General features: G+C 60.8%; 20 protein-coding genes and 1 tRNA gene. 13 read left to right on the plus strand and 8 right to left on the minus strand.

Going from position 1 to position 19,848, the window contains the following annotated elements; genetic code table 11:
• The first annotated feature begins 138 nt into the window (after positions 1-138).
• The gene (locus tag ACN0X9_RS08310) at positions 139-1,950 is read left to right on the plus strand and encodes a hypothetical protein (protein WP_417487148.1); all 1,812 of its coding nucleotides are present in this window, start codon (positions 139-141) and stop codon (positions 1,948-1,950) included.
• 32 nt (positions 1,951-1,982) lie between these two features.
• Here ACN0X9_RS08310 and ACN0X9_RS08315 read toward each other — a convergent pair whose 3' ends face one another.
• Genes ACN0X9_RS08315 through ACN0X9_RS08340 form a run of 6 tightly spaced genes read right to left on the minus strand, consistent with a single transcriptional unit; the run spans position 1,983 to position 7,754 of the window.
• Complete coding sequence (locus tag ACN0X9_RS08315) at positions 1,983-2,726, minus strand: WbqC family protein (RefSeq protein WP_417487149.1); 744 nt, start codon at positions 2,724-2,726, stop codon at positions 1,983-1,985.
• Entirely contained in the window at positions 2,726-3,691 is a 966-nt protein-coding gene (locus tag ACN0X9_RS08320; RefSeq protein ID WP_417487150.1) for a glycosyltransferase, read from the minus strand. The genes ACN0X9_RS08315 and ACN0X9_RS08320 overlap by 1 nt, the downstream gene beginning before the upstream one ends.
• Positions 3,688-4,695: a sulfotransferase family protein gene (locus ACN0X9_RS08325; RefSeq protein WP_417487151.1), complete on the minus strand. Its 1,008-nt coding sequence runs from the start codon at positions 4,693-4,695 to the stop codon at positions 3,688-3,690. The genes ACN0X9_RS08320 and ACN0X9_RS08325 overlap by 4 nt, the downstream gene beginning before the upstream one ends.
• 8 nt (positions 4,696-4,703) lie before the next feature.
• Positions 4,704-5,717, minus strand: a complete 1,014-nt coding sequence (locus ACN0X9_RS08330) for a hypothetical protein (protein WP_417487152.1) — start codon at positions 5,715-5,717, stop codon at positions 4,704-4,706.
• Positions 5,714-6,832 (minus strand): hypothetical protein, encoded by a 1,119-nt coding sequence (locus ACN0X9_RS08335; protein ID WP_417487153.1) that lies wholly within the window; start codon positions 6,830-6,832, stop codon positions 5,714-5,716. The genes ACN0X9_RS08330 and ACN0X9_RS08335 overlap by 4 nt, the downstream gene beginning before the upstream one ends.
• A gap of 1 nt (position 6,833) precedes the next feature.
• A complete protein-coding gene (locus ACN0X9_RS08340; protein ID WP_417487154.1) occupies positions 6,834-7,754 on the minus strand; it encodes a lysylphosphatidylglycerol synthase domain-containing protein in 921 nt (306 codons plus the stop codon).
• A 211-nt stretch (positions 7,755-7,965) separates the two neighbouring features.
• On the opposite strand from ACN0X9_RS08340, the gene rffA reads away from it, so the two are divergent.
• Entirely contained in the window at positions 7,966-9,126 is a 1,161-nt protein-coding gene (rffA, locus tag ACN0X9_RS08345; RefSeq protein WP_417487155.1) for a dTDP-4-amino-4,6-dideoxygalactose transaminase, read from the plus strand.
• Positions 9,127-9,172: 46 nt separating this feature from the next.
• Here rffA and ACN0X9_RS08350 read toward each other — a convergent pair.
• A tRNA-Ser gene (locus tag ACN0X9_RS08350) sits at positions 9,173-9,262 on the minus strand.
• Positions 9,263-9,542: 280 nt separating this feature from the next.
• Here ACN0X9_RS08350 and ACN0X9_RS08355 point away from each other — a divergent pair.
• The 3 genes from ACN0X9_RS08355 to ACN0X9_RS08365 all read left to right on the plus strand — a co-directional run bounded on the left by ACN0X9_RS08355 (position 9,543) and on the right by ACN0X9_RS08365 (position 11,142).
• The gene (locus tag ACN0X9_RS08355) at positions 9,543-10,214 is read left to right on the plus strand and encodes a 50S ribosomal protein L21 (protein ID WP_417487156.1); all 672 of its coding nucleotides are present in this window, start codon (positions 9,543-9,545) and stop codon (positions 10,212-10,214) included.
• Positions 10,215-10,229: 15 nt separating this feature from the next.
• The gene (rpmA, locus tag ACN0X9_RS08360) at positions 10,230-10,499 is read left to right on the plus strand and encodes a 50S ribosomal protein L27 (protein WP_011644711.1); all 270 of its coding nucleotides are present in this window, start codon (positions 10,230-10,232) and stop codon (positions 10,497-10,499) included.
• Between the two features lie 121 nt (positions 10,500-10,620).
• Positions 10,621-11,142: a GNAT family N-acetyltransferase gene (locus ACN0X9_RS08365; RefSeq protein ID WP_417487157.1), complete on the plus strand. Its 522-nt coding sequence runs from the start codon at positions 10,621-10,623 to the stop codon at positions 11,140-11,142.
• 42 nt (positions 11,143-11,184) lie between these two features.
• On the opposite strand, the gene ACN0X9_RS08370 is transcribed toward ACN0X9_RS08365, so the two are convergent.
• Positions 11,185-12,198: a hypothetical protein gene (locus ACN0X9_RS08370; RefSeq protein WP_417487158.1), complete on the minus strand. Its 1,014-nt coding sequence runs from the start codon at positions 12,196-12,198 to the stop codon at positions 11,185-11,187.
• A 244-nt stretch (positions 12,199-12,442) separates the two neighbouring features.
• On the opposite strand from ACN0X9_RS08370, the gene obgE reads away from it, so the two are divergent.
• The 8 genes from obgE to ACN0X9_RS08410 are packed head-to-tail and all read left to right on the plus strand — an operon-like array spanning position 12,443 to position 19,778.
• The gene (gene obgE / locus ACN0X9_RS08375; protein WP_417487159.1) at positions 12,443-13,498 is read left to right on the plus strand and encodes a GTPase ObgE; all 1,056 of its coding nucleotides are present in this window, start codon (positions 12,443-12,445) and stop codon (positions 13,496-13,498) included.
• Positions 13,495-14,622: a glutamate 5-kinase gene (gene proB, locus ACN0X9_RS08380; RefSeq protein WP_417487160.1), complete on the plus strand. Its 1,128-nt coding sequence runs from the start codon at positions 13,495-13,497 to the stop codon at positions 14,620-14,622. The genes obgE and proB overlap by 4 nt, the downstream gene beginning before the upstream one ends.
• Positions 14,623-14,663: 41 nt before the next feature.
• Complete coding sequence (locus tag ACN0X9_RS08385; protein ID WP_417487161.1) at positions 14,664-15,221, plus strand: nicotinate-nucleotide adenylyltransferase; 558 nt, start codon at positions 14,664-14,666, stop codon at positions 15,219-15,221.
• A gap of 30 nt (positions 15,222-15,251) precedes the next feature.
• A complete protein-coding gene (egtD, locus tag ACN0X9_RS08390) occupies positions 15,252-16,256 on the plus strand; it encodes an L-histidine N(alpha)-methyltransferase (RefSeq protein ID WP_417487162.1) in 1,005 nt (334 codons plus the stop codon).
• A 22-nt stretch (positions 16,257-16,278) separates the two neighbouring features.
• Complete coding sequence (gene rsfS, locus ACN0X9_RS08395) at positions 16,279-16,710, plus strand: ribosome silencing factor (RefSeq protein WP_323760958.1); 432 nt, start codon at positions 16,279-16,281, stop codon at positions 16,708-16,710.
• The gene (rlmH, locus tag ACN0X9_RS08400; protein ID WP_417487163.1) at positions 16,711-17,181 is read left to right on the plus strand and encodes a 23S rRNA (pseudouridine(1915)-N(3))-methyltransferase RlmH; all 471 of its coding nucleotides are present in this window, start codon (positions 16,711-16,713) and stop codon (positions 17,179-17,181) included.
• Between the two features lie 32 nt (positions 17,182-17,213).
• Positions 17,214-18,419, plus strand: coding sequence for a murein hydrolase activator EnvC family protein (locus ACN0X9_RS08405; RefSeq protein WP_417487164.1), 1,206 nt, complete (start codon positions 17,214-17,216; stop codon positions 18,417-18,419).
• Between the two features lie 45 nt (positions 18,420-18,464).
• A complete protein-coding gene (locus ACN0X9_RS08410; RefSeq protein ID WP_417487165.1) occupies positions 18,465-19,778 on the plus strand; it encodes a S41 family peptidase in 1,314 nt (437 codons plus the stop codon).
• Positions 19,779-19,848 lie beyond the last annotated feature (70 nt).

Here is a 19,848-nt window from a genome sequence, read left to right on the forward strand (position 1 = left end):
TGATCCGCGTCTCAACCGAAGTTCGGCGACAACACCGTTCCACTCCGAGATCTTGCGGCCCGGTAGATCAAGGCGCCAACCATGTCATCACAGCATTCACTTCGCGCGCCTCGACCAGACATCAACAAAAGAGGCCTGATGGTCCTGACCACGCTGCTGCCATCTGTAGCGATGGCACTGGCAGTTCTCTATCTGCTGCCTCGTGGAGTCGAGTTCAGCGACACGGGCTTCTACTACAACTCCATTTTCAACCTGCGGGAAATTGACATGCAGACCACGCAGTTTGGCGTTGTCTGGCATGTATTTTCATTCTCCGAATCCTTCCTGTTCCACCGCATTGCGGTGTTTGTCCTCATCTGGGCTGGCGCTTACTTTCTGATCCGGCAGAGCCATGAGTTTTGTGTTGGATCCACCCCGAGCCACCTGACAGAGGCAAGCCATGTATTTCTGGCAGGGCTGGCCGTAACGCCATTTTACCGCAACTGGGTACCGGACCCGTCCTATAACGCAATTGGATACATCCTGCTGCTGATGGTCACCGCGCTGGCGCTCAGGGTTTCAGTCCGCTTGAGACGGTCGGACACGTGTTGCCGCACCGAAATGCTGGTGACGGGAAGCCTGTTGATTCCCCTTTTTCTGACCCGGCCCTTGGCGCCACTGATCATCGCCCTTGTCGCCGTACCGCTCGTGCTGGGCTTTTCCCGACCCGATCTGCCTCGTCTTGCCAAGGCCGCAGGCTGGTTGCTCGCCGGGGTTGCCGGCTACCTTGTTTTCCAAACCCTGACGGTGGAACCGCCTTGGACAACATTGGAGCGGATCGATGGCGGATTGGAGCGTCGTGTCCTGCTTGAACGCGACGGAGCGCTGGGCCGAGGACTTGAACGGTTTTTCGAAGACATCTCGACATTTGGCGGACGGGATTGGGCTACGTATTTGCCATTGGCTGCGTTTGCGGCCCTCGTTCTGGGTCGCAACCTGATTCCGCCTGCCTTATCCCGAACTTCTGATTGGGTCGGGGTCGCGTTATTGCTTGGAGCGGTACTGAGCCTCGCATTTGGTCCAACCGACCTCCGAGCGCTTTACACCCAAGCTTGGTCAGGCTCTCCTGATTTCGGAGCCATGGGATTTGCTATTTTGGTTTGTGCCGTGTCGGCCCTGGTCCTTATCCCTGTGATCGCCCTCTGGCGCCGTGCGCCGTTTGACCACTGGCTCCGGGACTGGGCGGTATTACTGGCGACACTTGCGCTTTGCGTGGCCGCCTTCTTCGGAACCGGCAGTAATTGGCTGGTGAAGTTCCAGTTCTTTGCAGGCACTCTCATCGGCCTGTTCGCCATCTTCCTGATCGCTGGCAGTGGAGGCCGGCTCTGGAAGTCGACCGCCATCTTCCTGCTCTTGGCCTTCGCATACGTATTTCTTTCGATGAAGCACGCGTATCAACTCCCCTACCGCCTGCCGTCGGACCTCTCAACGCAGAGCGAACCAGTAGAGTCCGCGAGGGGGATGACGTTCATGCGGGTAGACCCGTCCACCCGAGGTTTCATCGAGGATATTACGTCACTACAGGAACGCCTGCCCGAGGCAGGTCCCAATCCCGCACTGATTGACCTGTCCGGTCGTTTGCCGATGGTTGCGTTTTTACTTGACCTGTCCACGCCACGAACACCCTGGGCCTTGTCAGGCTATTCAGGCTCACAGGCATTGTTCGATCATACAATTGCGAGCCTGGACCGTGCGACGGTCCGCAATGCCTGGGTCCTCCAAAGCCCCGCCCGCGAGAATTCGCACGACCCGGCGGTTCTGGCCCGGCACGGGCTGACTTTTCCAGACGATTACGAGGCCGTCCTCGAGACCTGGTCTGACTATGTCCAGTCGCCGATCATCATCTGGATTCCGCTCCAAAACGCAGAACCGCGCGCGAACGGGGCTGGCTCAACCGAACAGGATCAATAAGGGTTCAGCCCGGATGTGTCCCTGTATGGAATTCAGCCGTGGGCCCCGAATTTCGGCAGACTATCCAGCCAGTGTCGGACTCCGGCGGGACCGACACTCGCGATATAATCCAGAATCGACATGTGAGAGTGAAATTCTGGCCCATTCTGTGAGTACTCAGGATGGACAAAGTCCTGAAATGTCACCGACACGCCATTCTGCGCGAGAAATCCGGTATCCACATAGGCAACACCTTTGGCGCCGAGATACAGGTCGGTCGCGTCATTGGCTTGCGCAATCTCCAGCAAACGAGCGGTCAGGTCCGCGTCGGGTGCACGCGGCACATCGCTCGCCCGGCTGAATGTGCTGGCAATCGACAGATGCGAGGAAAGCCGCTCAATCAATGGAATGGTCAGGTCCGTCAACCTCTCCGGCTGCGCCTCAAACGCCTCTTGGAGCATGGCGATGACTGGCGCGACAAATGGTGATGACGCGTAAGCTTGGCTGATGGTCAGGATCTGCTTTCGCGCCCAATTGCGACCATAGTCAATTCGACTCTCATGCAACCTTGTATGCAATCCATCCCGCTTCACAGGGACAATCAGCCATGTCGGCCCGGCTTTGGTGCAAATACGGTTGCGGTTTCTCCAGTCGTTCTTGGTGTATTGAACATCATCCTGAAAAACAAAATGATCAACATATTCAATTTGTTCGAAATAGCCGATCCAGGGCAGATAGACCGGCTGCAGGATGCCGATGCATTTCTTCGCCCGGGCGTCATCTGACCGCCGTGCCACTACCCACTCACCTTGCCGGACCGGCTTTCCGTGAACTCGACACCGTCAATGTCCCGGATGAAATAGGCCGGCTTCCTCGATGAAATATTGAGAATTCGCAACAGGTATTGGCCGATGATGCTCATGGCCCCCAGCTGAAGGCCACCAATCAGCAATACCGCTACCATCAACGACGACCAGCCCACCTCAACCGGTACGCCCGACAGTTTCCGCACGACTATGAATGCTGCCAGCGTAAGGCTACCGAACATGATAAAGAAGCCCAGCGCGCCGAGCCACCGCAACAACAGATTGGAGTTCCCGACAAGCAGGTTCGAAAACTGGCGCAACCGTCTCGAGAAAGTGTAGCGGGAACGCTCATAGGCGCTCGCATGATGCACTACATCGACGGCAACAATGTCCGTCGTCACCTGCTGGATAAGTGCGGGAATGAACGGGCGGTCACTCGAGTTTCGGAGCATGCCTTCCACGACCTGTCGCCTGATGAGTTTCATCGGGGAGATCGGGAAATCATAACCAAGAATGACGCTGTCAAATTTCGCCTTGATGCGGCTGGTCACCCGCTGCATGAGATCGTGCTTCTTGTTCCGGTAGCGCGCGATGACCACGTCATGGTCGTTGTGTTCCGCAAGCCTCTCGAGATCTTCAGGGGCTTGCTGCAAGTCATCGTCCAGCGTCAGGACCCGATCTCCCTGGCTGCGGGACAGACCACAGATCACAGCACCCGGCTTGCCGAAATTCCGGGTCAACCGAATGACGGTCACACCAGGACGCTTGCCGACCGATCGAAGCGTGGCTGGCGCCTCCAGGCTGGGCGACCCATCATCCACAATGACGATCTCGTATCGTTCGACCTTCATTGTGGTGAACGTTTGCTCCAGCCGCTCGACCAGTTCGACCAATGGAGGTCCGGGATTGTAGGTGGGAATGATGACCGAGTACTCGCACCTGTCAGGAGATGTCATGGCCGGACCTCTGGCTGATTGATGACCCGGGAGATCAAAGCCAGACGGCGCTCGCGCCGCTGCGCCTCTGCATCAGACATGGGACGCTGCGCCTTACCAGATGACAGGCGGCCCTCGAGGCTGACGAGCATCCGTTCCCGCTCTGTGGGAGCAATCGATTCGACGTCATTCAACATCGCGTATCCGAATTGTTTCATGAGCTTGGCGCACTTCAGCTCGATGTACAGGACGTCATCATCGGTCAGGACCGACCTGAATTTTCCCGCATTCTGACTCATCACGGGGCGCTGAAGATTGGACCAGGCATCGACTTGCTTGGCAGTCCTGGTCGTTCGCGGATTCTGGTGGGCGGAAAGCATCCCGGCATCAAATTCCACCTCCAGATGGCGGCAAACGCCGTTCAGGACCTCGGATGGATGCGTGATCAGGTCTTCATACCGGATCTGGGCCGTCTTCTCTTCCAGACGGGGTGCAGAGAGGCATTCAATTGTCTGACTCTGGTCGGCGCACCAAATCGACACCGCTTCCTTTACCCCACCAGGCACACTGCTGGTGTTGACCCAGCTTGCAGCAACGTCACGGGGGTCGCGGACCTGGAAGACGAACCGGGCATCGGGCCAATGGTCGAGCAGAAAGGGGATAAGCCTGTAAGTATGGTTCTCCTTTACAAAGGCTTGGCTGGCTCCATCTGAGTCACACTCGCGGCGGTACATAAAGTCAAACGCCGCGGCCATGTTGGGCGAGTCGCCACACGCCTCCAAGAGTTCATCGGGCGTGAAACTGGTGTTCCAATCACCAAGAATGGTTGATCGGGCATCGTGGAAATCTGTCAGGAAGCGTGCCCGGGACTCGGGGGTGAAAGGCAGATAGTGACCTTTGTTAAGGCCGAACAACCGAAACATGTGTGTCGGTGGTGGCCCGGAAAACAGCGGATGGCCACTCATCAAAGAAGTGACCAGATTGCTCCCCGACCGCTCGCTGCAAATCAGAAACGTGTATCGCATGCCTCAACCTATCCCGCTGACGCGTGCGCCAGATGCTCAACGACGATTTCTGAAACACGGGCCGCTTGATCCAAGGAAAAGTTTTTATCATTGAACAAGTTGACGGTCGAGCACTGGACCTCATGGGCAACCGGGCATCGCCTGGCATCGCGGTGACTCCGAAAAGAGCGGAAATGCGCGGAAGCGAACAGTCCGGCCTCGAACACCTTCTCCAACAGACGGTCTCTGTCGGGGACACGGATATTGTAGCGCCAAAGATGTTCCGCCCCAGGCAGGACGATCTGCGCGGGCAGTTGAGCGCTGTAGACTTCATTGAGCCGGCGCTTGTGGTCCAGCACCTCTGGCAAGGCTTGCTCGACGTCTCGCCGCAAGGTTTTCCAGACAGGGCCCGAAGCGATCGGAAGCCAACTCGCCAACCAATCTGAAACCTGCCGATCGTTTCCGGCTTGCAGCTGACTGTCGGGGTCGACCTCCGTGCGGAGCGCTTCAATCAACCCCGCCTCGGCGCCGGGATCGAAGACACCCGCGGCAGATTGTAGCGTGAGCTGTTCCCTCACGAAGGCATGTCCGCCACGACCGAGGTCGAGAACCTTGCCGTATCCCGTACTGTAGACAATCGCATCAGCCTGGCCGACGCCGGCTGGTTCCGGATCAACCGCAGGCGAGCAAAGGCAGCGATCATCAATGATGACCGTTTGTGACCCGGCGGCTTCGCGCAACCTCCCGATATCCGACGCCGCAGATCCGGAGGCGCCATAGCCGTGAATGTAGATCAGGCCGGCATGCGGACGGCCACTGCTCAGCTTCGCAATGGCCTGGTCAACATCAAGACAGTAATTGTCAGGACTAATGTCAACGACGTCGAAGCTGGCACCTGCGCTCATCAAACTGAGATAAACTGCATCGCATGCATTCGCCGGAACCAGCCAGTGGCGACACTCGGGACGACGGGAGATCTGGCCCGCGACGATTGCATGGATCAAATGCGAGGCTCTGGGAGCTGTGACGATCCTGACGGTCATCGAGTATTTCCCGCGGTCCGCAGTCGGTCATAGGCGCGCTCGAACAGGAAGGCCTTGGGGAGAAAGCCGCAGTCCGGCCGTTGGATAGCATTGAGTCTCGACAGTTCTTCATCGCGACGGCTTTCATTCCACAGGTAGTGCGAAAGCTCTGCCCGCCCGTTCTCGGCATCTTGAAAGCCACGTTCAATAGTGATTTTCCGTTCACCCGGTGTCAGCGAGGTTTCGTAGCCAAGCGCGCTCATTTCAGCGGCGCAGATTGCCTCGATAAAGGCGTTGGTCTTTGCTGAAAGATGCGTCTTGTGACGGCCTATTGTCTGCGTCGAACCCACACTTGTGTCACTGAAAGAGGAATTGCGCGGTGTACCATCAGCGGCCCCGATTTCATCGGCATCGGGCGCGATTTCGGGTGGAAGTCCGTCGCACAGGGTGGAGACCGGATTCCGGGCGAGCGACTCGAAGCGCACGGTGTGAAACCCGGGTGTACCGCTCATTGCCAACGCAAACAGCGCGGATTTACGCCATTGGCGGCAAACGAACAAAAGCGGTCTTGGACCACCCACGAACTGCTCGCCTCTCCCGGCGAACTGTGAGGCAATGCTGTCTCTCGGGTCTCGAACAATAATGAGGCAATGATGCCCCGCCGCAAGAAGACCCGGCACGAACTCTTCCGCAAACGTCTCTTTCCATACGATGGATTTTACCGCACCCGGCGTCTTGTAATTCGCGATTAGATAGCGCGAAAACGCCTCCAAAGGCGGCTGTCCCAGCATGGCCTCGACCCCGCTCAGCGGCGTTGCGGGGCGGGTGTACTGTCCGGAGTAGCCGTCCATGGAATCGAGCCAGCGAGTCCAGTCCTCCCGCGTTGGGATCGCCTTTTCGAGGTAGGATGTGAACTCATCTGGCGATGTGTAGGTCGCAAATTGCTGGTCTGACAATGGATAGGCCGTCGGCTGCCCCGGCGCTGCCCGGCGGGTCAGAAACGCCTGCTTCAATCCAGACAGGACCAGCGGCACGGGCTGCGGTATGCAACGTCGCCCCGGCCCTGCGGCCATGCGATCGGCGAGCAAGCCGGTCCCGGACCTTGGCGCCCCTGTGACGAAGATGAGGCCCGCCATTTCAGGTTTCCTCCGCAATTTGCGGGGGCCATACACGGGCGGCAACCGACGCGGCCGCCCATACAGCGACGCAGGTTCCTGCCGTCATCAGACGCGCCAGAACAGAAATGGATATGGCGGTCGGCGCATCGAGTCCGAATCCAACCAGCAGGCCGGCGACCACGGCTTCGCGGACACCGACTGTTGTTCCAACGAGAGGGAGAATCGTCACGATCAACGCCAGACCGCCAACAAGAACCGCAACATCCAGGCCGAGGGTTGCTCCGACGGACTTCGCGCTAACCCAGAGGAGGACAGATCGGGCAATCGCCGTACCCAGGCCCAACACGACGGCCATTGCGAGGCGATGCAAGGGTGTCGCCCGGATGGTCAACGCCGTGTCACGGAGGAATTGGCGCAAATTGCCGGCCATTGCTGTGTTTCGCAACACCGCAAAAACGAGACCGGCGCCAACTGCAAGTCCGCCTCCCGCGACCAAAACCCAGCGAGCCCCCTCCGAACCGAATGTCAAACCGGCGCCATTGGTCGCGGGCGCCAGAAGCAACAAGGCGATGCCGGTCGTGCCGAGCGTCGCGGCCAGACCGATGACCCGGGAGAGTAGAACCGCCGAGATCGCACCGCTCCACCCTATTCCCATCCTCGCTGCGCCATGCCCCCTGTAGGCGTCACCGCCAATCCAGCCGGACGGGAGAAGCGAAATGGCGCCTGCGGCAAATGTAAGCTTCATCACCGAGCGCCAGGCCCCGACGGGAATTGTGCTGAGACACATCAGGCGGGCAGCCTCGGTCGACTGGACAACGAAAACAGCAACCGCTGCCCAGATCAGCCACGACAGATCTGACGCATCGAGGACCGCCACCCACTGGTCCAACGGAACCAGCCACAAACCAATCGCGCCGAGAACCACAAGCAGAACTGGCACCGTCAGTCTCAACTCCACCCCCAAGAGGCTTGGCCATCAGCCTGAAACAGCCGGCACACGCCGTTCGAAATATTGGGCTGGTCCAACCCGGTCCGGTCGCGTCCGCCGGTTGGCGGGTCGCGCGTTATTGGCTACTGATTCAGGATCGGCTCCGTTATGACCACCGGATAACAGGCTGGGACGACCGGCTAACCAAGGCAGACTTCCTACCATGCCATCATCGAATGACAATCGCGTCTCTGTCCCGTTTTGCAAGCCGGATTATTCGCCACTTGAAATGGCGCACCTGCACGCGTCTGTGGACGAGGGCCGCCTGGAAGGCGGCGGTCGTTTCACCAAGGAGTGCGAAACGCGCATCTCCACGCTCTCCGGGTGCCGCGAAGCCTATGTCGTGCCATCTTGCACCGCCGCACTTGAGATGATGTGCCTTATCGCCGGAATGGAACCGGGCGATGAAGTCATCATGCCGTCATTCACCTTCGTTTCCACCGCGAACGCGTTTGCCATCCGGGGTGTGGTTCCGGTGTTTGTCGACGTCGATCCGGCAACCCTGAACATTTGCCCGGTGAAGGCCGAGGCGGCGATTACCGATCGGACCCGCGCGATCATGATCGTTCACTATGCCGGTGTCCCCTGCGACATGCGTAGCCTGTGTGCCTTGGCCGACGCGCACGGGATCGACCTGCTCGAAGACGCAGCGCAGGCACTGGGGTCCGACTGGATGGGTCAACCTCTCGGCAGTTTCGGACGCTTCGCGGGGATCAGCTTCCACCATACCAAGAACATCTCCTGTGGAGAGGGGGGTGCGCTCCTCGTCAACCACGAGGAAGACCGACAAAGGGCCGAGTTCATTCGGGACAAGGGCACCAATCGGGCGGATTTCCTGCGCGGCCAGGAAAGCAAGTATGAATGGCTGGTCCTGGGATCCTCATATCTGCTCAGTGAATTGGCGTCGGCTGTATTGCTCGGACAACTGGAACGGGTTGATGATCTCAACGCCAAACGCATGCGACTGTGGACGCGATATCACCAGGCCTTCGACAGTCTTTCGGGTATCAGAACGCCGAGCATTCCGACCGGAGCCGGACACAACGCCCATATCTACCATTTGCGTCTTCCCACCCCTCAACTACGGGACGCCTTCTGCCAGACGATGAAGGCAAGGAACATTGTAGCGGCGCCGCATTATGTGCCCTTGCACCAAACGCCTGGCGGCAGACTCTACGGGCGGGCGCACGGCAAGCTCGACGTCACATGTGACGCGGCCGAAACGCTGGTGAGGCTGCCCCTGTTCAGCGCCATGACCGACACCCAACAAGCCTACGTGATCAACAACGCACGCGACTTCCTGAGCGCCAACGATCTTATGTAAGTTGCTGACGGGGGTGGTGTCAGACAGGGAGATGTCGGGGGGATAGTGGCGGAGAGAGAGGGATTCGAACCCTCGGAACGCTTGCGCGCTCAACGGTTTTCGAGACCGCCCCGTTCGACCACTCCGGCACCTCTCCGCGGGGAAGCGGGGTTTTGACTGACTGGGCGGATAAAATCAAGGGGGCATCACCGTGCATGCGCAGGCATGGACATGTACCGGTATACTGCCCTTTTCGTTGACTCTCTGACCGGCATGCGTATAACGCCCGCTCCTGCTCGTGCGGCTTGCCGTCGCGGGCCCATAAATCATGAACAACGCTCCGGGCATACGGAGTGAAGAAAAAGGACCCGCCGGGCGTTGTGGATCAAGGTGATCCCGCGGAACCGGACGGATCGGACAAAAGGACAAAGAAGATCATGTTTGCAGTGATCAAGACTGGCGGTAAGCAGTATCGCGTTGCGGCCGGAGACGAAATTCGCATCGAGAAACTCGAGGGCGCCGCTGGCGACACACTCGACCTCGGTGATGTGCTGATGCTCGGCTCGGACGCCGGCGTCACGGTTGGGTCGCCGACCGTTGATGGCGCCCAGGTGATCGGCGAGCTGCTGGACACCAATCGCGCCCGCAAGATCATCGTCTTCAAGAAGCGTCGCCGCCAAAACTACCGTCGCACCAAGGGCCACCGCCAGTGGGGCACGGTCGTGCGGATCGCCGAAATCGTCGCACCGGGCGAGAAGGCCAAGACCGCGCTGAAGTCGACCACGGCCGCACCGAAAGCCGCTGACGCGCCGAAGGCGAAAGCCAAGGCTGCTCCGAAGGCCGAGAAAGCTGCTGCACCGAAGGCTGAAAAGGCTCCGGCCAAGAAAGCCGCAGCGCCGAAGGCCGCAGCCGCCGACGCGCTGACCGAACTGGCTGGTGTGGGTCCGGCCCTCGCCACCAAGCTGAATGAAGCCGGCATCACCACGTTTGCACAGATCGCAGCCTGGACCGATGCTGACCTGGACGCCCTGGGCGAGACCATCACGGGTCTCAAGGCCAAGGCAGAGAAAAACGACTGGATCAACGCCGCCAAGGCGCTGGCCAAGTAATCGGAGGACTGATCAATGGCTCACAAAAAAGCAGGCGGTTCATCCCGTAACGGTCGCGACTCCGCAGGTCGCCGCCTTGGTGTGAAGAAATATGGCGGCCAGGAAGTCATTCCCGGCAACATCATCGTGCGTCAGCGCGGCACCAAGGTGAATCCGGGTGCCAATGTCGGCATGGGCAAGGACCACACCCTTTTCGCGCTTACCGAAGGCCGCGTGGTCTTCGCGAAAAAGTCCGGCGGCAAGGCCTTCGTCTCGGTAGAGCCGATTGCCAAAGCAGCAGAATAAGCGGTTCGCACATATCCGGACCGTGTCTTGAACAGGCAGGGTCCGACAGCGCCAGACGCGTTAAAGGGGAGACGGACCACCGCCTCCCCTTTTTGTTTGTTCCCCCCGCGAGGAGAGGCTCATGGGCCCGCGGATTGAAACAGAACGCCTGGTGATGCGGCTTCCCGAACTGGGAGACGCCGAGAACATCTCGACCTATCTGGGCGATTATGACGTGGCCAAGAACACCGCCCGCGTTCCCCACCCCTATCCGGCCCTGGCGGCCGAGATGTGGGTGCTTGTGACCCGCGCCAGCTGGCAGCCGGGCGGAAATGTCTCACTGTCGGTGGAAATGGGCGGCGAGGTCGTTGGCGGTGGTGGTGTGTTCAAACGCACGACCGACGCCGACTGGGAGATCGGCTACTGGATCGGCAAGCCCTGGTGGGGGCGCGGCCTGGCAACGGAAATGGGCCGCGGGCTGATCAACCATGCCCGCGACACTCTGGGCACGCGCCGTGTGATCGCCGGCTATTACAAGGACAATCCCGCCTCGGGGCGGGTGCTGGAAAAGCTGGGCTTCGCCCATGAAGGCTCGGGCACTCGCGCCTTCTCGATGGCCCGCATGGGACCGGCAGACATGCATCAATTGTCCCTGGCGCTGTGAGACTCGAAGGCGGGCGCTTGGCCCGCCTTCGCTCGCATCCATCTAGTTCCCCACGAAAACGACATATTCGGCGAAGCTCACAGAACCATCATCGTCTAGGTCCTGTAGGGCAATATGGCCTGCGGCGCTGTCGAATGGTGGCGGCGCGTCGCTCGGTACGGCACGAGCAAAATGCTCGGGTGAGAGAGTCTCTTCATGCGCAGCCCACTCCCGCTCTGCGGTACAGGCCGTGTCAGGCAGGCGGAATGACGGGCGGGCGCGAGACGGGGGGCTGGCCTCGGGCCGTTGCCTGTCACGTGCCACCCACAACGCCGGGTCAAAATCAGACGCCGACAGCACGCCATTGCCGTCCACATCCTGCATCGAGAATGTCCGCCGCATTCTTCTCAGCCTGGCGTCAGAATATTCGCGCGCTGTGACAGTGCCGTCCCGATCACGGTCCCACTCGGAAAATTCGAACTCCAACGCCCGGAAGCGCACCTCGTCCATAGCGGCCCAACATGTCGCGCCCACCCGGTCAATCTCGTCGCGGAAGTGTGAAGGGTCGAGTCCCGCCGGAATGAAGATTTGCCCGAACATGGCACCGCTTCGGCTAGCCAGGGTTTCCCTGTCGGGCGCCGGTATTGAGGTCGGATCGGTCTGGCGAGTTGCCATCTGCTCGAAGGTTTCGCGGACCGTCCCTGAACGATCCAGATATTCATCCAGCGTCAACTCGCGGTCATACAGGCCCGACACGGCGTATGCGTTGAACATGCGCATGCCGTAGAGTCGGTCGGGCTCTCCCGCTTCGGCGCTCTGGGTCATCTGGATCAGGAAGAAAGCGCCGAGACTGGCGCCGACGAAGGCTGATGCAATCATGAGGGTGCTCCTGGGTCGGCGCGCCATCGGACCGAAACTGGCATAGGCGCGCATGGCATCGCGAATGACCGAGCTCGCCGACCGGCCCGCCGCACGACAGACCTCAAGAAAAGCCGCCTTTTCCTCGGGGGAGACGCGGACTTCAAGCATTCCCGTCTTCTTCGACGGACGCCTCCGGTTCGGTTTTTGCTCAGTCATTCAGCCATCATGGAAGGCTGTGCCTCCCTTCATATTCCAGTGTTTTCGGGTTCATACAGACCCAGTTTCTTGTATGAACACCGCAATCTGACCGTTTGCTCACCGTGACTGCAAGCGCCGTCGTGTCCGGACAGCCATTTTCCGGCAGCCGTCATGCGCGAATACGGAAGAAACGCGCTGAATTCATCCGCGTTTTCCTATAAGAACTCTCGGTTCCACCAGATCGCCAGAAAAAGCTGACACCATGAAATTCCTCGACCAAGCCAAAGTCTATGTTCGCTCCGGCAATGGCGGCGGCGGCTGTGTGTCGTTCCGGCGTGAAGCCTATGTCGAATATGGCGGGCCGGACGGCGGCGATGGCGGCAAGGGCGGCGATGTCTGGGTGGAGGCCGTCGAGGGACTCAACACGCTGATCGACTATCGCTACAAGCAGCATTTCAAAGCCGATACCGGCATGCACGGCATGGGCCGCAACCGCACCGGGTCCGGCGGCGAGGATGTGGTGCTGCAGGTTCCCGCCGGCACCCAGCTGCTCGACGAGGACAAGGAAGAAATCCTCGCTGACCTGACCGAAGTCGGACAGCGCGTCCTGCTGGCGCGCGGCGGTGATGGCGGCAAGGGCAATTCGCATTTCAAGACCTCGACCAACCAGGCGCCGCGCAAGACCATTCCGGGCTGGCCGGGCGAGGAGCGCTGGATCTGGCTGCGCCTGAAGCTGATCGCCGATGTTGGCCTCGTGGGCCTGCCCAATGCCGGCAAGTCGACCTTTCTGTCGGTCGTCAGCAAGGCCAATCCGAAAATCGCCGCCTACCCCTTCACGACGCTCTATCCCAATCTCGGCGTGGTGGATCTGGGTCCCGGCTCACGCTTCATCGTGGCCGATATTCCCGGCCTGATCGAAGGCGCCCATGAGGGTGCCGGGATCGGTGACCGCTTCCTCGGCCATATCGAACGCTGCGCCTCGCTGATCCACCTGATCGATGGCACCCAAGACGATGTCGTGGGCGCCTACAATACAGTCCGTGGGGAATTGGAAGCCTATGGTGACGGTTTGCCCGAGAAGCAGGAAATCCTGGCGCTCAACAAGATCGACGCCATGGACGAGGCGATGGTGGCCGAGAAACGCGCCGAACTTGAAGCGGCCAGCGGCAAGACCGTCATGACACTGTCGGGCGTCTCCGGCGATGGCGTCAAGGCTTTGTGTGGCAGCGCCTGGGACATCGTATTGCAGAACCGCCGCGCCGAAAAAGCCGCCGCTGAGGCAGCTGAAAAGGGCGAGGAGGGTTGGTCGCCGTCATGATGCGACCTGGCTTCGACGCGGCACGCTGCATCGTGGTCAAGGTCGGCTCCAGCCTCATGCAGGCTGGCGACGCCGTGATCGCTGCCATCGTGTCCGATGTCGTTGCCCTGCGAAGTCGTGGCGTTCGGATTATCCTCGTCTCCTCGGGGGCCGTCGCCCTCGGCCGGATCAGGCTCAGCCTATCTGCTGGTGACCTCAGTCTGGAGCAGAAGCAGGCCGCCGCCGCGGCCGGGCAACCGCTCCTGATCGGACTATGGGAGCGCGCCTTTGCGATGCATCGCGTGGTCACCGCTCAAGCCCTGCTCACGCTCGATGTTACCGAGGACCGGCGCAGCTGGCTCAATGCCCGTGCCACCCTGTCCGCCCTGCTCGATCTCGGCGCGGTACCGGTGGTCAACGAGAATGACACCATTGCGACCGATGAGCTGCGCTATGGCGACAATGACCGGCTGGCGGCCCGGGTCGCGCAGATGTCAGGCGCCGACTTGCTCGTGCTGTTGAGCGATATCGATGCCCTTTACGAAGCCGACCCCCGACTGACACCCGATGCCCGGGCAATTCACGACATTCCAGAAATCGACGACCGAATCCGGTCAATGGCCGGCGACGCCAATGAACGTGCGGGCGTCGGGACAGGTGGAATGCGGACCAAGATTCTCGCCGCTGAATTGGCTGGCGGCTCCGGCTGTGCCACGGCAGTCGCGTCTGGACTCGCAAAAAACCCGTTGATGAGCCTCGCAAGCGACGAGCATGGCTCCTGGTTCTACCCGTCGCGCTCGTCTGCCAGTGCGCGTGAGCGCTGGATTTCCGGCGTGGTCAGCCAAAATGGCGCAGTCCGGGTGGACGCCGGCGCAGCGACGGCGCTGGCGTTGGGCAAGTCCTTGCTGCCGGTCGGTGTCCAGAGGGTTGAAGGACAGTTCGAGCGCGGAGAGACCATCCGGATACTCGGGCCGGACGGACAGGTGATTGCGCGCGGCGTAACAGCCTACAGCGCCGCAGATGCCCGCCTGATCGCCGGATGTCGCAGCGACGAAGCCGAGATACGACTGGGTTATCGCCGAAGCTCCGCTCTGATCCACGCCGACGACATCGTACGCACCGGCCCCGCGGAGGCTGCGCGATGAGACAGGGGCAGGCACTGCGAGGCGAGGGCCTAAGTCGCGGCATGCGTGTCGGCCTGTTCGGCGGTAGTTTCGATCCGCCGCATAATGGCCATCTGCATGTTGCACGCACAGCGTTGCGCCGGCTGGGTCTGGACCAGGTCTGGTGGCTGGTCTCGCCACAAAATCCGCTCAAGGGTACACCGGCTGACGACTTCGCCCGGCGGTTTTCCGCTGTCAGCAAGCTGGCCCGACACCCCGGTATGCGCGTATCCGATATCGAAACCCGCCTCGGTTCGACCCGGACCATAGACCTGCTGACGCACCTCCAAGGCTCACATCCCGGCGTCCACTTTGTCTGGATCATGGGCGCCGACAATCTCGCCAGCATTCATCGCTGGGCCCATTGGACCCGGATATTCGAGGCCTGCCCGGTCGCCGTGATTGCGCGGCCACAGGACGCGGTGCGGGCACGCCTGTCACATGCCGCCCGCCAGTTCGCCACTTCACGCATTCGTGAGAGTGAAGCTACAGCTCTGCCCCTGCAAACGGCTCCGGCATGGACCTATCTGACTGAGCGGTTACACTCGCACTCCTCGACAGCGCTGCGCGCGCGCAACTGACCCTCCAAACGACGCTGACAGGACAAAACCATGCACGACCGGGTCTCCGGCCGCCCGACCGGCCACGCTGCGCTCGCATTCTTTGAAGACCAGCACCCACCCGCCGGCGATTTTCTCGCTGACGTGCTGGACGGTTTTTCCCGCTCACCGAAACAACTGGCGCCGGTCTATTTCTACGACGCGGCCGGTTCCGCCATTTTTGACGAAATTACCCATCTGCCGGAATACTATGTGACCCGGACCGAGCTCTCCATCCTGGACCGGATCGGACCGGAACTGGCGACGCTGGCCGGCCCCGGGGCTGTGGTCATCGAGCCGGGGTCCGGCTCGAGCGTGAAAGTCCGGAAACTTCTCGACGCCCTGCCTGACCCTGCTGCCTATGTCGGACTGGATATTTCGGGCGATCACCTGAAAGCGGCCTGCCTGGAAATCGCCGGAGCCTATCCGGACATGCAGGTTGGCGCGGTCTGCGCCGACTTCACGCAAGGTCTGGAACTCGCGCACCTGCCTCTGGATGACGGCAAGCGTGTCATATTCTTCCCGGGCTCCACCGTGGGGAATTTCGAACCTGACGGGGCCCGCCGCCTGCTCGCTGGCTTCCGCCGGGCAATGCGGCCCGGGGATGCCGTCCTGATCGGCGCTGATCGCGTGAAAGACCCGGCCCGGTTGGTAGCTGCCTATGATGACGCCCTGGGAGTAACGGCCCGGTTCAACCTCAACCTTATTCACCGGATCAACAGGGAACTGGACGGATCGATTGACCCGGATGGCCTGTCACATCGGGCGGTCTGGAACACCGACAGGGCGCGTATTGAAATGCATCTGGTCGCCGAACGGGCCCAGGCGTTTGAAATCTCGGGTCGACCGTTTCATCTGCATGTCGGCGAGAGCATCCATACTGAAAATTCCCATAAATTCACGCAGGAAAGCTTCACTTCCCTTGCAGAATCAGTGGGTTTCACAGTGCGGTCCAGCTGGTCGGACGATGCTGAACTGTTCTCGCTTCACTGGCTCGAACCGACAGCCAAAGCGTGATATGAATAGCCATTGTGTTTGGATGACAGAGAGGACACTGACCCTGTCTACAGAATTATCGCGCCGCGCTGAGCAGGAAACGGCAGCCGCTGTTCGCGTCACCGGCGATGACGGTCCCACCGAGGCCCTGGAAACCCTGATCCTCGACTCGCTTGATGACGACAAGGCCGAAGACATTGTCGCCATCGATCTGCGTGGAAAATCATCCATCACCGACATCATGATCATTGCATCCGGTCGCTCAGCCAGGCACGTCGCCTCGCTGGCCGATCATCTTGTGCGCAAGCTCAAGGACTCCGGTTGCGGCAAGGCCCGCATCGAAGGGACACAGACCAATGACTGGGTCTTGATCGATATTGGCGATGTGATCATCCACCTCTTCCGTCCGGAAGTCCGGGAATTCTACAATCTGGAAAAGATGTGGTCGGTCGAGCCGGATGCGTCGGCATCCTGAGTGAAACTCCGCATCGCCGCCCTCGGCCGGATCAAATCCGGCCCTGAACGCACCCTGGTTGACGACTATCTTGAGCGCGGCACGGCGACAGGACGGTCCGTCGGCCTAGGGCCGCTCGTCGAAAGCGAGTTGGACAACCGGTCACTCAAGTCGGCGAGTGATGAAAGCCGGGCCCTGGCGACCAGCCTGGACCCCGGCGCCCGGCTGATCCTGCTCGACGAACGCGGCAAGGCATTGGGCTCGCGGCAATTGGCCCGGCAGATCGGTCAATGGCGCGATGAAGGATGCCGCGAGGCGGTGTTCTGTATCGGCGGCGCCGACGGTCATGACCGCAGCCAATTGCCACAACCAGACCTGATGCTGGCCTTCGGTCCTGCCGTTTTTCCCCACAAGCTGGTTCGGGTCATGTTGGCAGAACAGTTGTATCGGGCGGTCTCGATCCAGGCCGGCACGCCATATCACCGTGATTGAGCGTTAACCGCCAGCGAGATAGCCTTTCGACCATGTTGAGCCTGATCGCAGCCCTGCTCCTGCTCCAGAACCAGCCTACCACACCTCCCGATGTGGATGAGGCGGCACGTCTTGAAGAGGAAGAACGCGAGAACGCGGCCCAGGCTGAAGCCGCCAGGCTCCAGGCCGAGGAACTGGCGGATGAAGTCGCGTTGATGCAGCGCCAGCTTGTCGATGTGGGCGCTCGCGTCGGGGCCAGTGAAAATGCGGCTCTCGACGCCGAACGTGAACTGGCCAGACAGGCCGCTGTCGAGGCCGATCTCCTCGCCCGACTGACCGCCGACCGCGAAACCCTTATCGACATTCTGGCTGCGATCCAGCGGATCGAGAGCCAGACGCCACCAGCGGTCCTAGCGGCACCTGACGACGCTGCCGAAGCAGCTCGTGCCGCATCGCTGATGGCGGAAGTCGCGCCGGCGCTGCGGCAGCGGGCCGATCAGATTGCGGGGCAGTTGATACAATTGCGCGAGGTCCGTGCGGCAATTGAATCCGAGCGAGCCGCGCTTGGCGCCGCCGAACAGACCCTGGCTGCCCAGCGGTTGGAGCTGGAAATGCTGATTGCCGAGCGCCGGGCGCTGGAAGCCCGGCACCGCAATGAAGCGGTAGCCTATCTGGAAGCCTCCAGCACGGCTGGACAGCGCGCCCGGTCTATCCGGTCACTGATAGGCGAACTGTCCAGAATGGCTGAGGTCATGCCGACGCTCAGCCCGCGCCGAATTCCGTCTGAGACCTCCATTCCGGCACCGCGGCCACGACCGCCACGAAATCTTGTGGCCGCCCGAGTGCCGAACGCGCCGCTGGAAACCTTGAGATTTGCCGACGCGCGTGGACGGTTGCGGCCACCCGCATCAGGCGACATCATTCGCGGGTTCGGCGAACTGGCCGAAGATGGCACAGCATCTGAAGGAATTTTCATTCGGACCCGGCCTCGGGCGCAGGTAGTATCGCCCTTCGATGGCCGGGTTGAGTTCGCCGGACCGTTCAATACATACGGCGGTCTCTTGATACTCAATGTTGGCGATGGCTACTATGTCGTGCTGGCAGGCATGGCCGTTACTTATGCCAGTGTCGGGCAGAGCGTGTTGGCGGGTGAGCCGATAGGCGCGATGTCCGAAAACGCCCAACCGGCATCAGACTTGTATCTGGAGCTGAGACGGAATGACGATGCAATCGACCCGGGCCCCTGGTTCCGGACCTGATTGCAGACGGGCTTTGCCCATCGCGCTCAAAGGACGCGAGATTGCATGCGTATCAATGTCTTCGCTTCAATGGTGGCCTTTGCCGTTGGCGCCGTGGCTATCGCGGTGTCTGCAGAAGGCGCCCAGGAAGACCGGTCGGCCAGTTTCCGCCAGATCGAGCTCTTTGGCGATGTCCTGAGCCGGATCGAAGCGGACTATGTTTCCGACACCGATCAGGCCGAACTCATCGAAGCCGCGATTGAAGGCATGCTGTCCTCGCTGGACCCGCACTCGGCCTATCACAGCCCCGACGCCTATGAGGACCTCCGCGTGACCACCCGCGGCGAGTATGGCGGGCTGGGAATGGAAGTGGTCCGCCGTGACCAGTACATCACCATTGTCTCTCCCATTTCCGACACGCCGGCCGAACGCGCCGGCCTGCGCACCAATGACCGCATCATTGCCGTCGACGGTGACGCCATTGTCGGGATTTCGGTTGACGAGGCCGTCGCACTGATGCGCGGCGCTGTCGGTGATCCGGTAACCATCACGATCGCCCGGCAGGATGACGACCCGTTTGACGTGACCCTGGTCCGCGACACAATCCCGTTGCGAACCGTGGCAACCCGAATCGAGTCAGGTGTTCCATATATGCGGATCGCCGGCTTCAACGAACGCACGACCGAGATGGTCCACGAAGGCCTCACCGAATTGCGCGACGAGTTCGGCAGTGACCTGCCGGGACTCATTATTGACATGCGCTACAATCCCGGTGGTCTGCTGGACCAGGCAATCGGGGTCACAGATGTCTTTCTCGACGGCGGTGAAGTCGTCTCCACCCGCACACGGGACCCGCGCGACACACAGCGCTACAACGCCCGCCCAGGCGATCGCCTCAATGGCGCGCCAATCGTGATCCTGGTCAATGAGGGGACTGCAAGTGCCGCCGAAATCGTCGCCGGCGCCCTGCAAGACCGTGAACGGGCCGAACTTGTCGGCATGACAAGTTTCGGCAAGGGATCGATCCAGACGATCATTCCGTTGAGGGGTGGCCGCGACGGCGCCCTTCGCCTGACCACCGGTCGCTATTATACGCCGGCCGGCCGCTCAATTCAGGCAACAGGCATTGTCCCCGACCAGCAGATTTCGGCCTGGGCGCTCAGCGATGACGACGAGGCGGAAGTTCCACAGATCGGTTCCGAAGCCGATCTCGACGGGGCCTTGGCGAATGAAAACGGCGTCGAGCGCGAGAACACCGATATCGCTGCCGTGGAGCAGCCGCCGGTCGATTGGTCAGAAGACGAGGATTATCAACTGCATCGTGCGGTGGAAATTCTGGGCACTGCCATGGAAACGCAACAAGCGTCTCTGCGTCCCTGACGGACGTTGCCATATCGGAAAAATGGTTTGAACGGCGACAGGTGTGAACCTGTCGCCGTTAACCGTTTCT

The sequence above is a fragment of the Maricaulis sp. genome, from assembly GCF_048268525.1.
Taxonomy (GTDB): Bacteria; Pseudomonadota; Alphaproteobacteria; order Caulobacterales; family Maricaulaceae; genus Maricaulis.

Coding starts and splice junctions, on each gene's coding strand:
- rpmA (WP_011644711.1), top strand. CDS start 10,230: ATGGCTCACAAAAAAGCAGGCGGTTCATCCCGTAACGGTCGCGACTCC.
- ACN0X9_RS08330 (WP_417487152.1), bottom strand. CDS start 5,717: ATGACCGTCAGGATCGTCACAGCTCCCAGAGCCTCGCATTTGATCCAT.
- ACN0X9_RS08310 (WP_417487148.1), top strand. CDS start 139: ATGGTCCTGACCACGCTGCTGCCATCTGTAGCGATGGCACTGGCAGTT.
- ACN0X9_RS08410 (WP_417487165.1), top strand. CDS start 18,465: ATGCGTATCAATGTCTTCGCTTCAATGGTGGCCTTTGCCGTTGGCGCC.
- rffA (WP_417487155.1), top strand. CDS start 7,966: ATGCCATCATCGAATGACAATCGCGTCTCTGTCCCGTTTTGCAAGCCG.
- ACN0X9_RS08335 (WP_417487153.1), bottom strand. CDS start 6,832: ATGGCGGGCCTCATCTTCGTCACAGGGGCGCCAAGGTCCGGGACCGGC.
- egtD (WP_417487162.1), top strand. CDS start 15,252: ATGCACGACCGGGTCTCCGGCCGCCCGACCGGCCACGCTGCGCTCGCA.
- ACN0X9_RS08405 (WP_417487164.1), top strand. CDS start 17,214: ATGTTGAGCCTGATCGCAGCCCTGCTCCTGCTCCAGAACCAGCCTACC.
- ACN0X9_RS08365 (WP_417487157.1), top strand. CDS start 10,621: ATGGGCCCGCGGATTGAAACAGAACGCCTGGTGATGCGGCTTCCCGAA.
- rsfS (WP_323760958.1), top strand. CDS start 16,279: ATGACAGAGAGGACACTGACCCTGTCTACAGAATTATCGCGCCGCGCT.
- proB (WP_417487160.1), top strand. CDS start 13,495: ATGATGCGACCTGGCTTCGACGCGGCACGCTGCATCGTGGTCAAGGTC.
- ACN0X9_RS08370 (WP_417487158.1), bottom strand. CDS start 12,198: ATGACTGAGCAAAAACCGAACCGGAGGCGTCCGTCGAAGAAGACGGGA.
- ACN0X9_RS08385 (WP_417487161.1), top strand. CDS start 14,664: ATGCGTGTCGGCCTGTTCGGCGGTAGTTTCGATCCGCCGCATAATGGC.
- ACN0X9_RS08325 (WP_417487151.1), bottom strand. CDS start 4,695: ATGCGATACACGTTTCTGATTTGCAGCGAGCGGTCGGGGAGCAATCTG.
- obgE (WP_417487159.1), top strand. CDS start 12,443: ATGAAATTCCTCGACCAAGCCAAAGTCTATGTTCGCTCCGGCAATGGC.
- ACN0X9_RS08320 (WP_417487150.1), bottom strand. CDS start 3,691: ATGACATCTCCTGACAGGTGCGAGTACTCGGTCATCATTCCCACCTAC.
- ACN0X9_RS08355 (WP_417487156.1), top strand. CDS start 9,543: ATGTTTGCAGTGATCAAGACTGGCGGTAAGCAGTATCGCGTTGCGGCC.